General features: G+C 44.4%; 11 protein-coding genes. 3 read left to right on the plus strand and 8 right to left on the minus strand.

Going from position 1 to position 14,827, the window contains the following annotated elements:
* The first annotated feature begins 269 nt into the window (after nucleotides 1–269).
* Both M9194_RS08455 and M9194_RS08460 read left to right on the plus strand, forming a co-directional pair.
* Nucleotides 270–824: a flavodoxin family protein gene (locus tag M9194_RS08455; RefSeq protein ID WP_250612197.1), complete on the plus strand. Its 555-nt coding sequence runs from the start codon at nucleotides 270–272 to the stop codon at nucleotides 822–824.
* Nucleotides 825–904: 80 nt separating this feature from the next.
* Entirely contained in the window at nucleotides 905–1,765 is an 861-nt protein-coding gene (locus M9194_RS08460; protein ID WP_250612198.1) for a LysR family transcriptional regulator, read from the plus strand.
* Here the strand turns inward: M9194_RS08460 and M9194_RS08465 are convergent.
* From M9194_RS08465 to secA, 6 genes are all read right to left on the minus strand, one after another.
* Nucleotides 1,701–2,480: a TSUP family transporter gene (locus M9194_RS08465; RefSeq protein WP_250612199.1), complete on the minus strand. Its 780-nt coding sequence runs from the start codon at nucleotides 2,478–2,480 to the stop codon at nucleotides 1,701–1,703. The two genes, M9194_RS08460 and M9194_RS08465, sit on opposite strands and share 65 nt — an antisense overlap.
* A gap of 206 nt (nucleotides 2,481–2,686) precedes the next feature.
* Nucleotides 2,687–5,920, minus strand: a complete 3,234-nt coding sequence (gene carB / locus M9194_RS08470; protein ID WP_250612200.1) for a carbamoyl-phosphate synthase large subunit — start codon at nucleotides 5,918–5,920, stop codon at nucleotides 2,687–2,689.
* Nucleotides 5,921–5,937: 17 nt separating this feature from the next.
* Nucleotides 5,938–7,077, minus strand: a complete 1,140-nt coding sequence (gene carA / locus M9194_RS08475) for a glutamine-hydrolyzing carbamoyl-phosphate synthase small subunit (protein ID WP_250612201.1) — start codon at nucleotides 7,075–7,077, stop codon at nucleotides 5,938–5,940.
* Nucleotides 7,078–7,527: 450 nt separating this feature from the next.
* Nucleotides 7,528–8,337: a 4-hydroxy-tetrahydrodipicolinate reductase gene (dapB, locus tag M9194_RS08480; protein WP_250612202.1), complete on the minus strand. Its 810-nt coding sequence runs from the start codon at nucleotides 8,335–8,337 to the stop codon at nucleotides 7,528–7,530.
* A 73-nt stretch (nucleotides 8,338–8,410) separates the two neighbouring features.
* Nucleotides 8,411–8,812, minus strand: a complete 402-nt coding sequence (gene mutT / locus M9194_RS08485) for an 8-oxo-dGTP diphosphatase MutT (protein ID WP_250612203.1) — start codon at nucleotides 8,810–8,812, stop codon at nucleotides 8,411–8,413.
* Nucleotides 8,813–8,934: 122 nt separating this feature from the next.
* A complete protein-coding gene (gene secA, locus M9194_RS08490; RefSeq protein WP_250612204.1) occupies nucleotides 8,935–11,664 on the minus strand; it encodes a preprotein translocase subunit SecA in 2,730 nt (909 codons plus the stop codon).
* A gap of 331 nt (nucleotides 11,665–11,995) precedes the next feature.
* Here secA and M9194_RS08495 point away from each other — a divergent pair, with 331 nt between their 5' ends.
* Complete coding sequence (locus M9194_RS08495) at nucleotides 11,996–12,460, plus strand: DUF721 domain-containing protein (protein WP_250612205.1); 465 nt, start codon at nucleotides 11,996–11,998, stop codon at nucleotides 12,458–12,460.
* Between the two features lie 103 nt (nucleotides 12,461–12,563).
* Here M9194_RS08495 and lpxC read toward each other — a convergent pair whose 3' ends face one another.
* Together lpxC and ftsZ are read right to left on the minus strand one after the other, a co-directional pair.
* A complete protein-coding gene (gene lpxC, locus M9194_RS08500) occupies nucleotides 12,564–13,481 on the minus strand; it encodes a UDP-3-O-acyl-N-acetylglucosamine deacetylase (RefSeq protein WP_250612206.1) in 918 nt (305 codons plus the stop codon).
* 100 nt (nucleotides 13,482–13,581) lie between these two features.
* Nucleotides 13,582–14,802 carry a cell division protein FtsZ gene (gene ftsZ, locus M9194_RS08505; protein WP_250612207.1) on the minus strand — a complete coding sequence of 407 codons (1,221 nt, stop codon included), beginning with the start codon at nucleotides 14,800–14,802 and terminating at the stop codon, nucleotides 13,582–13,584.
* Nucleotides 14,803–14,827 lie beyond the last annotated feature (25 nt).

Below are 14,827 nucleotides of genomic sequence, written 5' to 3' on the forward strand. Positions count from 1 at the left end.
TAAATTCAACAATATATTTTATTTCTTGTGTTTATTCACCAAGTAATGACGGCTGATGTAAACCGATCATTTAGCTCACGCACAACCTTGATCAGCGCTTGTACACAACTTTATTCATGAATCATTACGATGCATTGCGCCGGAATAGTGCAGCATTGCACTTCAGCGGCAACTAACCAGCGGTTAAGTAAAGTTTTTAGTTTACTTAATTGCTAACTTGCTCTAATTTATAAACTAATTTCTTTACTTAATGGGTAGGAGTTAACTGAATGAAGAACATCTCCATCGTGTACTTTTCAGCAAATGGGGCGACGGGAAGCGTTGCAGACCATATATACCAAGGCATCGCTGACTCCGATATAAAGTGTCACCTTATCGAAATACTCGCTAAAGACATTGTCCATGGCCGCTATACTCACCAAGAAAACATGAGCAGACTGACCAAAAGCGACGCCATTATTTTTGGCAGTCCGACTTATATGGGCTCCCCTGCCGGACAATTTAAATCTTTCATGGACGCGACCAGCGATTGCTACGTATCGCGATCTTGGCGCAATAAGATAGCCGCGGGATTTACCGTCGGTGGGAGTCTCAATGGTGAGCAGCAGCAAACCCTGTTGTCTTTCTTCACTTTAGCCTGTCAGCACAGTATGTTGTGGGCTGGACTAGATGTTTCACAACATACTGATAGCCTTGGCTTAAATAGAACAGGATCCAGCATAGGCCTCGTCAGCTGTGTAGATAAAGACACCAATGAGATACACAAAAACGATCTGCAAACCGCGTATTATTTCGGCCAACGAATCGCGAATTTATTGAGATAATACTATCGACCGCTCTAAATCCTGCAACTTGAAGGAACTTGAGTATAATTATTCCTATAATTCATTATTTGAGTTTAATCGTGTTACTCGAAGGAATAGAAACGTTACTGGTACTCAGCAAAGAGCGAACCATGAGTAGAACTGGCAGCCAGCTGTACATAAGTCAATCGGCTGTCAGTAAACGCATCTCAATGTTAGAAAAGAAACTAGGCAAGAAGCTGATTGAACCGGATGGCCGTCGTATCAAGCTGACCAATGACGCCCGAGAGCTAATTAACAATATTGGACCCACATTTAGTGAATTAAGAGGGAAAATTTTTGATCAGCAAATATTAGAAGACTCAACAATGATTCGACTAGATTGCTCAGAAACCTTGCTTGCTGGGTACTTAAGCCAAGTAATGAACCAGTATTTCACTGCCGACAAATACATTCAATTGACCACTAATCATACCCCGAGAATTGTCGAGCATGTTCAATCGGGACTGGCAACATTAGGTTTCTGCGGTGGGCATTTACCTCCCCACCATGGGCTAATGACGTTTCATTTGGGTAACGAGCCATATTATGTAGTGAGCCGAGAGCCACTACATAGCTTACCCTCTCAGTTAATTACCAATGACCTCAATAACCCAGCAAACAGCTATCAAAGCGCCATATTGGCCTCTCTCAAAGTAGAGCCCATTATGGAAATGGACTCTTATACCGCTGCCGCGCAACTTGGACTCGGAGGGGTAGCACCAGCGCTTGTGCCTTTGTCGGTGATACGAACCCTCAACATCGCGCCACAATTTGTTTTCCCATATCAAGAGCTCGACCTACTTGTAAGGCCTATACATATTTGTCTGCGCACCAACAGTTATCAGTCTGATCGGGTTAAAAAATTGATCGCCACCATTGAGGATGCTGTTCCACAAGTAGTTTCGCTGCAATCAACATAGACATCACAATCACCATGGGCCGTATCCATTTACTGCCCTTAGTGATCACCATTTTGGCACCCATTCGAGCACCTAGAAAGTTGCCTAGAGCCATGGTCAGCCCGATTTTCCAAATCGGTAATCCAGCCACTATAAAAAACACCAGCGCCGCCAAATTAGAAGTAAAGTTAAGCACTTTAGTTCTCGCGGTAGCATCAACAATGGACATATTTGCCAAAGCAACAAAACAAACGGTAAAAATCGACCCCGTTCCAGGCCCGAAGAAGCCATCGTAAAAGCCTACACCACCACCGACAAGAAAGGCCAAAAGGCTATCGGAATGGCGAGGCTTGCCTTCATGAACCTTAGTTTTTGGCGCAAAAAGAAAGTAAAGAGATATGGCTATGAGCAGAGCCGGAATTAAGCTGGTGAGCACATTAACATCTATCACTTGCACAAGCTCCGCCCCTAAAGCTGCACCGACAAATGTCCACAATATATAGACTTTGATATCATTTAAGCGAATCACACCACGACGAACAAAATACCAACTGGCTGAAAAGCTGCCAAAGGTTCCTTGTAACTTGTTCGTGGCTAAGGCTTGTGTTGGTGGCACACCAACCGCCAACAAGGCAGGCACAGTAAGCATGCCACCACCTCCGGCCATAGCATCAATAAACCCCGCCGCAGTCGCGACCAAAAATAATATGATTAAAATGTCTGCTGTGACTTCCATAGTTGAACACTTACTTACTCAAGTTGGCGACAAAATACCATTGTTTCAGTAAGGTGAAAATTGAATCTCTAGATTGTTATCTATTCCCAATTTTCATCATTTAACCTTTCTGTTCTAGGTGTATACCCAATGACTTTAAATATTCAGCGCACTAAAAAACCCGCTAGACAGCGGGCTTTCGTTGTATTAGAACATGTTGGTCAAATTTATTTAGCCAAACTTTCCTTTACTTTCGCGTGTAGCTCTTGAACTGAGGTTACCGTATTGCGGTCATCTGCGGTGTGAGACATACAAGTGGCAAAAGCGGCGTTAAGTGTTGTAGTGTAATTGACTTTTTCAGCCAAAGCGCCACGACGCAATACTTTTGAGTCTTCAATCGCTTGACGACCTTCTGCGGTGTTAACGATGTAGGTGTACTCATTGTTCTTAATGCGATCAAAGATATGAGGACGACCTTGATGCACTTTGTTGACCAGACGAGGGTTAATACCAGCTTCACCAAGAATCACCGCCGTACCATGTGTGGCGTCCAATTGATAACCAAGCTCGATAAGTTTAGAAGCTAGATCTACTACACGTTCTTTGTCACCTTCACGAACTGAAAGAAGCGCTCTACCACCTTCTGGGTACTCTTTGCCACAACCAAGTTCTGCTTTAGCAAACGCTTCGGCAAACGTTCCGCCCACGCCCATTACTTCACCTGTTGAGCGCATTTCTGGCCCCAAAAGAGGATCAACACCTGGGAACTTGTTAAATGGCAACACAACTTCTTTTACTGAGTAGTAAGGAGGGATAATCTCTTTAGTAAATCCTTGAGATTCGAGAGACTGACCAGCCATAACGCGAGCGGCAATTTTTGCCAGCGGCGCACCAGTAGCTTTCGATACAAAAGGGACAGTACGAGCGGCACGAGGGTTCACTTCAATAAGGTATACTTCGTTATCTTTTACCGCAAATTGGGTATTCATTAAACCTCGAACTCCCAGCTCAAAGGCCAGCTTTTCTACTTGTTCACGCATCACATCTTGAATGTCTTGGCTTAGCGTATAAGCTGGAAGCGAACAAGCTGAATCTCCCGAGTGTACTCCTGCTTGTTCTACATGTTCCATTATGCCACCGATAACCACACGCTCACCATCACAAATCGCATCAATGTCCACTTCCACCGCATCATCTAAGAATCGGTCAAGCAGCACTGGAGATTCATTGGATACACTAACCGCTTCGTTGAAGTAACGACGTAGGTCTTGCTCATCGTAGACAATTTCCATGGCGCGCCCGCCTAACACGTAAGAAGGGCGGACAACCAGTGGGAAGCCAATATCACGCGACCTTTCTACCGCTTGCTCCACCGTCATGACGGTTGCATTTTCTGGCTGTTTCAAACCTAGGCGTTCAACGGCAGCTTGGAAGCGTTCACGATCTTCAGCGCGGTCAATTGCGTCCGGACTGGTTCCTATGATTGGCACACCTGCTGATTCTAGTGCACGTGCAAGTTTTAATGGCGTTTGTCCACCGTATTGAACGATGACCCCTTTTGGTTTTTCAACACGAACAATAGATAATACATCTTCAAGCGTCACCGGCTCAAAATAAAGACGGTCTGAGGTATCATAATCGGTCGAAACCGTCTCTGGGTTACAGTTAACCATAATGGTTTCATAGCCATCTTCACGCAATGCAAGCGATGCATGAACACAACAATAGTCAAACTCAATACCTTGACCAATACGGTTTGGACCACCGCCAAGAACCATGATCTTATCTTTATCTGATGGATTTGACTCACACTCTTCATCATAAGATGAATACATGTACGCCGTATCAGATGAAAACTCCGCAGCGCAAGTATCGACACGCTTGTAGACCGGGTGAATATTATATTGGTCACGCAGACGACGAATTTCGTTTTCAGACACACCAAGCAAAGTTGACAAACGAGCATCTGAGAAACCTTTGCGCTTCATGCGACGTAATACGTCTTCAGATAACCCAGCAAAACCACCCGCTTTCACTTGCTCCTCAAGCTTAACGATCTCTTCAATCTGAACGAGGAACCAGCGGTCAATTTGAGTAAGGTTAAATACGCCATCTACGGATAAGCCCGCTCGGAAGGCATCGGCAATGTACCAAATACGCTCTGCACCAGCTTCTTTGAGTTCATGGCGGATTTTAGATAATGCGTCCGGTGCGTCGATGTCGACCATTTCGTCAAAACCGTTCGCGCCAACTTCTAGCCCACGCAATGCTTTTTGCAGTGACTCTTGCTGATTACGGCCGATGGCCATAACCTCACCCACCGACTTCATCTGCGTGGTCAATCGGTCATTGGCACCTGCAAATTTCTCAAAGTTAAAACGCGGGATCTTAGTGACGACATAATCGATAGTTGGCTCGAACGAAGCTGGCGTCGCGCCACCTGTGATGTCGTTCATCAACTCATCAAGCGTGAAACCAATGGCGAGTTTGGCTGCAACTTTTGCAATCGGGAAGCCGGTAGCTTTAGATGCGAGGGCCGAAGAGCGGGAAACACGCGGGTTCATCTCGATGATCACCATGCGACCATCTTTTGGATTGATACCAAACTGAACGTTGGAGCCACCAGTTTCAACGCCAATCTCACGTAACACTGCTAGCGATGCATTACGCATGAGCTGGTATTCTTTGTCCGTTAGAGTCTGAGCTGGAGCAACGGTGATTGAGTCACCAGTGTGGATACCCATTGGGTCAAAGTTTTCAATAGCACAAACGATGATGCAGTTGTCCGCTTTATCACGAACCACTTCCATTTCGTATTCTTTCCAACCAATCAATGACTCATCGATTAACAGCTCATTGGTTGGTGACAAATCCAAACCGCGGCGACAGATTTCTTCGAATTCTTCTTTGTTATAGGCAATACCGCCACCAGAGCCACCCATGGTGAAAGATGGGCGAATAATGCATGGGAAGCCAACCATGTCGAGTACTTTATAGGCTTCTTCCATGTTTTTCGCTGTATCTGCGCGCGGACATTCTAAGCCTATTGACTTCATCGCCGCATCAAAGCGCGAGCGATCTTCCGCTTTGTCAATCGCATCGGCTGTCGCGCCGATCATTTCTACGCCAAACTCAGCTAAAACACCTTGACGTTCTAACTCGAGCGCGCAGTTAAGCGCGGTTTGTCCACCCATTGTCGGTAACACCGCATCTGGACGCTCTTTTTCAATAATTTTGCGTACCACTTCCCAGTGAATAGGCTCTATATAAGTCGCATCGGCCATTTCTGGATCGGTCATGATGGTCGCTGGGTTCGAGTTAACCAGAATAACTCGATAACCTTCTTCGCGCAGTGCTTTACATGCTTGAGCGCCAGAGTAGTCGAATTCACAAGCCTGACCAATCACGATTGGGCCAGCACCTAGAATGAGAACACTTTTAATATCAGTACGTTTTGGCATTTTTTACTACTCCAACATTAAGCGCTGTGTTGTTTAATAAGATCAATAAAGTGGTCAAAAAGCGGGGCCGCATCATGAGGGCCAGGGCTTGCTTCTGGGTGACCTTGGAAACTAAATGCTGGCTTGTCTGTACGGTGAATCCCCTGCAGTGAACCATCAAATAGTGAAACGTGAGTCGCTCGCAAATTCTCAGGTAGCATCTTCTCGTCAGCAGCAAAACCATGGTTTTGTGAAGTAATCATCACGACATTTCTATCAAGATCCTTCACAGGGTGGTTCGCACCATGGTGGCCAAACTTCATTTTTACCGTTTGCGCGCCTGACGCGAGTGCAAGAATCTGATGCCCTAAACAAATACCGAAAATAGGTAAGTTTTTTTCTAAGAAGGTTTTTGTCGCCGCGATGGCATACTCACATGGCTCTGGGTCTCCAGGGCCGTTTGAAAGGAAGACACCATCTGGATTCAATGCCAATACTTCTTCCGCTGACGTTTCTGCTGGTACAACCGTTAAACGACAACCGCGATCCACCAGCATACGAAGGATGTTACGTTTTGCTCCAAAGTCGTAAGCCACAACATGGTATGGAAGTTCAGCATCGTCCTTAGCCTGCGGCAAACCGTTTTCCAACGTCCACGATCCCTGCTTCCACTGATAAGATTCTTTGGTTGTCACCACTTTCGCAAGATCCATTCCCTTTAATCCAGGAAACTCCTTTGCTTTGGCTAGGGCTAACACTTCATCTAGGTTATTACCTGCCATCACACAACCATTTTGCGCCCCTTTTTCTCGCAGGATTCGAGTAAGTTTTCGAGTATCAATGTCAGCGATACCGACAATGTTTTGCGATTTAAGGTATTCAGAAAGGGATTGTTCGTTGCGGAAGTTGGAAGCGATTAGAGGGAGGTCACGAATGATAAGGCCTTGGGCATGAATGGAAGAGGATTCTTCGTCTTCGGAATTGGTTCCGGTATTGCCTATGTGGGGATAAGTGAGAGTAACAATTTGTTGAGAATAGGAAGGATCAGTGAGGATTTCTTGGTACCCCGTCATCGAGGTATTAAAAACAACTTCTCCAACTGATGAACCATCTGCTCCAATGGATACACCGCGGAATACAGTCCCATCTTCGAGGACTAACAGTGCTGGTTTACTCAAGATAACCTCCAGAATAAAAATGCAAAAGTAACCGTGTCGCTCTGCCTAAATTTTACGTCTCTAAATCTAATCTCAGAGCACTCCAGACAAATTGGCGGTATTCTAATGATGCTCAATATGCCTGTCAACAAACAAATAAGAAAAAATACCCATGTAAGTACAGTTTGCTATCCAATTCGATGAAAAAGCAAGTTAAGTAACAATTTTTGTACAAATAAAACTGACAATCAGCCTATTTTATGAAAACCAAGAAAAATAAAGAGAATTTCCACTCCTTCACATTAGGTAATCGATAACCCAACAAAGATAATATGGGATTTTGTAAAGCTAGAACTGGTTTCCCCTTAAAATCATAAAAAAAACAACAAATAAACATAAGCGACTGAAAATAGCCACAATTTAAAATAATATAAAAAAATGCGCCACTATTTGGCGCACATTCTTTAAGGTTTATAGCTCATTTAAAGCGAGAACATCTGTCATGGTATAAAACCCCGGATTTTTATCCGCGAGCCACACTGCAGCTTTCACCGCTCCATTGGCAAACGTCATTCGATCACTGGCTTTATGAGTGATTTCAACTCGTTCTCCGATATCTGCAAACATCGCGGTATGTTCGCCAACAATGTCTCCCGCTCGAATGGTAGCGAAGCCAATTTCGTCTTTCGTTCTTTCACCAGTAATCCCTTCTCTGGCATAAACGGCAACATCACTAAGATTATTGCCCATCGCACCTGCAATCGCTTCCCCCATACCAATTGCTGTTCCTGATGGGGCATCGACTTTGTGCCTGTGGTGCGCTTCAATTACCTCAATATCACAGTAATCTCCCATGACCTTAGCCGCTTTTTCTAGCAACTTGAAAACAAGGTTCACACCGACACTGTAGTTAGGCGCCATGATGAGTGGTATGTGCTTTGCGGCTTCGTCTATGACTTGCTGTTGTTGTTCATCAAAACCTGTTGTACCAATCACGATTTTTTTACTGTGAGTTTTACAAAGCTCTACGTTCGCCAAAGTGCTTGCTGGGGCAGTAAAGTCGATAATGACATCGAAGTTTTCAATGGATTTCGTTAAGTCATCCACTAAACTAATATCAAGCTTACTTCTACCGCACAGTTCTCCTAAATCAACACCTATCAGCGATGAACCAGGCCTTTCTGATGCCGCGCCCATCTTAGCTTTCTCATTGAGCAAGGTTGCCTTCACTAAATTACGCCCCATTCTGCCCGCAGCACCGGCTATCGCTATTCTGACCACAGCAAACTCTCCAATTTCTCAATTAATTTCGACTTCAATATCGGTTTAAACTAACAATATTTGGCTAGGTTTTCTAGCTTGAGTATTCTTCAATCACTCGATTTAACACTGGGATGTTGGCTTCAGGAAAATCGTACTCCATGAGTTTTTCCAATTGAACCCACTTTCCTTGCTGGCCTTCTTTACCATATGGCTGTTCTGCAAAGTTGCTGACCGTATAAAAGTCAAACTGAAGACTCTTCTCAGGATAATCATGAGTTAAATACTCAAAGTGCTCACATTGCGTCACGACAATGCCGATTTCCTCATTGAGCTCACGACTCAATGCTTGTTCTGGAGTTTCGCCTTGCTCAACTTTTCCACCAGGGAACTCCCAAAAACCACCTTTATGCTTCTTGTCAGGACGCTTGGTAATAAATACTTCTGATTTGTCACGATTAAAAATGATGGCAGCGACAATATGTACTCTTTTCATAACAGTGAAATCTCACGGGTGTAATGATTAACATTCTATTTAAATACGCTCATACGTAGACGCACTTAAATCAAAGCCAAAAAAAGAGCCGCCGTAGCGACTCTTTTTCCAACAGTTTTATCCTAGGCTATTTTGCCATGGCATTGCTTGTATTTTTTGCCACTTCCACAAGGACAAGGTTCATTTCGCCCTACTTTACGTTCGTCTCGAACCATAGGTTGCTGGGCAACAGGAGCTGGTTCTTCACCATCATCAAATTGGCTATGAGCGGCACTGTGTTGGGCCTGCGCCAATCGCGCTGCGGCTTCAGCTTGAGCAAGACGCTGGGCTTCCATTCTTTCCACTTCTTCTTGCTGTTGAACCTGAACTTTGGACAAGATGCTAATAACATCAAACTTTAACGCATCCAATAAGCCTTCAAACAATTCAAATGATTCTCGCTTATACTCTTGCTTAGGATCTTTTTGCGCGTATCCGCGCAAGTGAATGCCTTGACGTAGGTGGTCCATCGCTGCCAAATGCTCTTTCCACAAGGTATCTAGCGTTTGTAGCATGACGGACTTTTCAAAGTTTCTTAATACTTCAGCACCAACAGCTTCTTCTTTTTCACGGTAAATAACCACTGACTGCTCGACAATTTTCTCACGCAGTGCTTCTTCATAAAGCTTGTCATCCTCTTCCAGCCATTGTTTGATCGGAAGCACTAAGTCGAAGTCATTTTTCAGGCGCTCTTCTAAGCCAGAGATATCCCACATATCTTCAAGAGATTGAGGCGGGATAAACTCGTCAATGATGCTGTTGAGAACGTCTTCGCGGTTTTGATTCATCATATCGCTGATGTCATCAGAACCCATCAATTCATCACGAAGCTCGTAAACTGCTCGACGTTGGTCATTGGCAACATCATCGTATTCAAGCAGCTGCTTACGAATATCAAAGTTACGCCCTTCGACTTTACGCTGTGCTTTTTCAATCGAGCGAGATAACATCTTACTTTCAATTGCTTCACCTTCTTCCATGCCACTTTGAATAAGGCTGGCCATGCGATCAGAGGTGAAGATACGTAGTAGGCTATCTTCCATGGATAGGTAGAAACGAGAAGAACCTGCATCACCTTGACGACCTGCACGACCACGTAGCTGGTTATCAATACGGCGAGATTCATGACGCTCTGTACCAATAATATGCAAGCCACCGGCTTCAAGCACTTTATCGTGAACGTCTTTCCACTCCGCTTTAATGGATTGGATTTGCTCATCAGTTGGATTGTCTAGTTGTTCAACTTTCGTTTGCCAACTACCGCCTAACATAATATCGGTACCACGACCTGCCATGTTCGTCGCGATAGTGACGGCTCCAGGAGCACCGGCTTCAGCAACAATTTCGGCTTCTTTTTCATGGAACTTAGCGTTCAATACATTGTGCTTAATCTTAGCTTTTTTCAATGCATTAGAAAGCAGTTCGGATTTCTCAATCGATACGGTACCAACTAGGGAAGGCTGTCCTTTTTCGACTCGTCCTTTGATATCGTCAATAATGGCGTTGAACTTCTCAGCTTCCGTCCGGTAAACCACATCAGGCATATCATTACGAACCATTGGGCGGTTAGTTGGAATAACCACGGTCTCCAAGTCATAAATAGATTTAAACTCAAAGGCTTCCGTATCTGCCGTACCTGTCATGCCTGATAGTTTTTCGTACAAGCGGAAATAGTTCTGGAAGGTAATGGAAGCAAGGGTCTGGTTCTCATTTTGGATCTTGACGCCTTCTTTTGCTTCTACCGCTTGGTGCAAGCCCTCAGACCAACGGCGACCAGGCATGGTACGCCCAGTATGCTCATCAACAATGACGATCTCACCTTTGTCATCGACAATATAGTCAACGTTAATTTCAAAAAGAACGTGAGCACGTAGACCTGCATTGACATGATGCAGTAAGCTGATGTTTGCCGGAGAGTATAGGGTGTCACCTTCTTCCATCAAACCGTTTTTAATCAACAGCTCTTCGACATACTCTTGACCCGTTTCCGTTAGATGCACTTGCTTTTGCTTCTCATCAACGGTGTAGTGACCATCACCACGGTAATCTTCAGAATCTTCTTTGTCTTGCTTTTTAAGGTATGGAATCAGAGTATTGATGCGAGTGTAGAGTTCTGAGCTATCTTCAGCAGGGCCAGAAATGATAAGCGGAGTTCTCGCTTCATCGATTAAAATTGAGTCAACTTCATCCACAACAGCAAAGAAACGCTCACGTTGAACACGGTCTTCGTTTCTAAAGGCCATGTTGTCACGAAGATAGTCAAAACCAAATTCGTTGTTCGTGCCGTAAAGAATGTCTGTTTTGTAGGCTTCTTTTTTTTCTTCTGGAATCATGTTCGGCACGTTAACGCCAACCGTCATCCCCAAGAATTCAAATAGAGGACGGTTAGTTTCCGCATCACGTGCCGCAAGATAATCGTTCACAGTGACAACATGGACGCCTTTAGCTGGCAAGGCATTCAGATAGGCTGGCAATGTCGCCGTTAAAGTTTTACCTTCACCTGTACGCATCTCCGCGATTTGCCCAGCATTGAGGACCATACCACCAATAAGCTGTACATCGAAATGACGCATACCAAATACACGTTTCGACGCTTCACGTACCGTTGCAAATGCTTCAGGAAGCAGTTGATCAAGCGTCTCTCCCCTTTCTAAACGCTGACGAAACTCGACGGTCTTAGCTTTCAGTTCTTCGTCACTAAGAGCCTCAAATGAAGGTTCATAATTATTAATTTCTTTAACAATTTTTTTGAGGCGACGTAAAGTTCTTTCGTTACGACTGCCCAATAACATTGTCAGTAGCTTAGTTATCATTTGCTGTGAATCTCTCTTTTCTTCGACATTTCTTTGTCTACTGTCCTGCTTTTCAGTCTCTACCTATTTTTAACTAAGGATACTGAGATACATCATGTACCTCGTACATTGAGGTGATGAGGTTGAATTTCAAGCCGAATACATAAATTAAAAGACCCTAGTGTAAGTAATTTTGCCCTGAACAACCAATAGCAAACTGATATGTTTGCGATACTTTTTACTTTTCTCTCAACTTAAAGTGCAAATATGCCTAAATTAAACTAGATACAGCCTTAGTTTTTCTGCCACTCAAGGTGTAAACTAATTAAGAACTTTCAATTTAGAGGTATTAATGCGCGATCATCGACCCACTTCGACAAATGAGATCATTGCTCAATCGAAGTACTCTGATATTCAGCGTCATTCCGCAGAGATCATCAAGATCAATTCGGAGCTAAAAAAGATCTTATCGCCATCAGTGGCAGATCATTGCCGCGCTGCTAATGTCAGAGGCAGCTTACTCATATTGGAAGCGGCAAGTGGTGCGTTGAAGTTAAAAATTGAATATGAAAGGTTGTCGATACTGAACCAGCTTAGAAGATCTGGGTTTGCAAAATTGGTGACCATTGAAGTCAAAATAAACCCTGATCTCTATCGGCAGCTTACTAACAATAACGAGGAGAGTGCTAACGTGTCCTCACACCGATCTGTTTCGGATGCCACAGCACAAACACTACTAACGGTTGCCAAAAACGCACCAAAAAAAGTACAGCTTAGATTAGAGCGAATTGCACAGCTAGCCAAGTCTCGCCAGTAGCAGCTCATACGACGGCATACGGCGAAGAGTCCTAAAAGCTCCTCCTAAAAAGTAAAAAAGCCAGACAACAAGTGTCTGGCTTTTATGATCTTTCTATTTCGATTTAGGCAAGAACCATATTAGGCTCAGCAAAAGCAACAGGAGAACCAGCTTCTTCTTCAAATGTCGCCCATTCCCAGGCTTCTTGGTCTGCTAGGACGGCTCTCAACAGGTTGTTGTTCAGCCCATGGCCTGATTTAAACGCTTTGAATTCACCAACAATAGCATGACCACACATATACAAGTCACCAATTGCATCAAGCACTTTGTGTGTGACAAACTCGTTATCGAATCTCAAACCTTCTTCATTCAAGATTCGGTACTCATCAAGAACAATGGCACAATCAAAGCTACCACCTAAGCAAAGGCGCTGAGACTGCAAATACTCGATATCTTGCATAAAGCCGAACGTACGAGCTCGAGAAATCTCTTTGATAAACCCTTGTGAGGAAAAATCAAATAACAAGTGTTGTTGGTCAGCATCAATAGCAGGGTGATTGAACTCGATTTCAAAGTCCATGCGGAAGCCATTGTATGGACGCAACTCAGCCCATTTATCACCATCTTCAAAGCGAACAGGTTTAGTGATTCGAATAAAGCGCTTCGGTGTGTTGAGCGTCTCAATACCTGCTTGCTGAATAAGATAAACGAACGGATTGGCACTGCCGTCCATGATTGGAATCTCAGGTGCATCAACTTCAATGATGATGTTATCAATTCCCATCCCCGCTAAAGCAGCATTTAAATGCTCAACCGTGGAGATACGAACGCCCTCATCATTCACTAATGCTGTACAAAGCATAGTATCGCGAACCGATTCAGGATCTGCAGGAAAATCGACCGCGGGCTCTAAGTCCGTTCGGCGATAGACAATACCTGTATTCGCTGCAGCAGGTCGCAATGTCAAAGTGACTTTACGGCCAGAATGCAAGCCTACGCCTGTTGTCTTGACGATTTCTTTTAAGGTACGTTGTCTGATCATGTACTTGCCTCAATACCCAAGTGCGTTAAATAGCGATCGATTCCTCTATCGACCGCGCATCCTACCATAATTTTGAACAGTGTCAAATTATGATTAACTTCTAATCAGCCTGACGACGTAAAAATGCCGGTATATCTAGATAACCACTCTCTTTTTCTGTCTTCGGTGCCGTGTTCTGACTGCTTTGTGACGCCGGAGACGAAGCAGGTGAAGACGGCTGAGGAGTCACCTGGTTATTTACTTGCATAGTTTGTGCCGGTTTTTCTTCAGTTTTCACTGACGATTGCTGTGGCGTAATTACTTGCTGCTGTGGCTGCGAAGGTTTCGCTTTCCCACCTGCAACCAGAGTAATGTCTGGCTTTCTTTCGTTGCCAATGCCTGTTGCCACCACGGTTACGCGGATTTCTTCAGACATATCTGGGTCAAGAGAAGTACCAATCACAACCGTGGCATTATCAGATGCGAATGCTTTAACAGTATTGCCCACAGTTTCAAACTCATCAAGGCGCATATCCAAACCAGCTGTGATGTTAACAAGAACACCACGAGCACCAGCAAGATCGATGTCTTCAAGAAGTGGGCTTGAGATAGCGGTTTCCGCCGCTTCTTCAGCTCTATCTTCACCTTTAGAAATACCACTGCCCATCATAGCGTGGCCCATTTCTGACATCACGGTTCTTACGTCTGCAAAGTCGACGTTGATCATACCAGGTCGAGTAATCAATTCTGCGATACCTTGTACCGCATTTTTTAATACATCATTGGCGCTAGCAAACGCTTCCAATAACGTTACCCCTCGGCCCAACACTTTCAATAGCTTTTCATTTGGAATCGTAATTAACGAATCCACATGCTTGGAAAGCTCTTCAATACCTTGCTCGGCAAACGCTAAACGTTTTTTGCCTTCAAAACTAAACGGCTTGGTCACTACTGCTACGGTTAAAACACCGAGTTCTTTTGCTACTTCAGCAATAACAGGTGCCGCTCCAGTCCCAGTACCGCCACCCATTCCAGCGGCTATAAACACCATATCGGCACCAGTAAGCACTTCTTTAATTCTATCTTTATCTTCTAAAGCAGCGTCTCGTCCTACTTGAGGATTTGCCCCAGCACCTAGACCTTTAGTAATGTCACCGCCAATTTGAATGACACTATTCACGCTCGTTTTACGAAGTGCTTGAGCATCCGTGTTAACACTAATGAATTCCACTCCTTCGATGGATTCACGCACCATGTGTTCTACAGCGTTACCACCGCCGCCACCTACTCCAACGACTTTGATTACCGCATCGTCAGACATTTCCATCATCGGTTCAAACATGTGTTATCTCCGTTTTTCCTGCTTA

The sequence above is a fragment of the Vibrio sinus genome (genome assembly GCF_023634645.1).
Lineage (GTDB): Bacteria > Pseudomonadota > Gammaproteobacteria > Enterobacterales > Vibrionaceae > Vibrio > Vibrio sinus.

What these genes read in the sequence shown, in the direction of transcription:
- ftsZ (WP_250612207.1), bottom strand. Translation starts at nt 14,802, where the DNA reads ATGTTTGAACCGATGATGGAAATGTCTGACGATGCGGTAATCAAAGTC.
- M9194_RS08465 (WP_250612199.1), bottom strand. Translation starts at nt 2,480, where the DNA reads ATGGAAGTCACAGCAGACATTTTAATCATATTATTTTTGGTCGCGACT.
- mutT (WP_250612203.1), bottom strand. Translation starts at nt 8,812, where the DNA reads ATGAAAAGAGTACATATTGTCGCTGCCATCATTTTTAATCGTGACAAA.
- M9194_RS08455 (WP_250612197.1), top strand. Translation starts at nt 270, where the DNA reads ATGAAGAACATCTCCATCGTGTACTTTTCAGCAAATGGGGCGACGGGA.
- lpxC (WP_250612206.1), bottom strand. Translation starts at nt 13,481, where the DNA reads ATGATCAGACAACGTACCTTAAAAGAAATCGTCAAGACAACAGGCGTA.
- M9194_RS08495 (WP_250612205.1), top strand. Translation starts at nt 11,996, where the DNA reads ATGCGCGATCATCGACCCACTTCGACAAATGAGATCATTGCTCAATCG.
- carB (WP_250612200.1), bottom strand. Translation starts at nt 5,920, where the DNA reads ATGCCAAAACGTACTGATATTAAAAGTGTTCTCATTCTAGGTGCTGGC.
- secA (WP_250612204.1), bottom strand. Translation starts at nt 11,664, where the DNA reads ATGATAACTAAGCTACTGACAATGTTATTGGGCAGTCGTAACGAAAGA.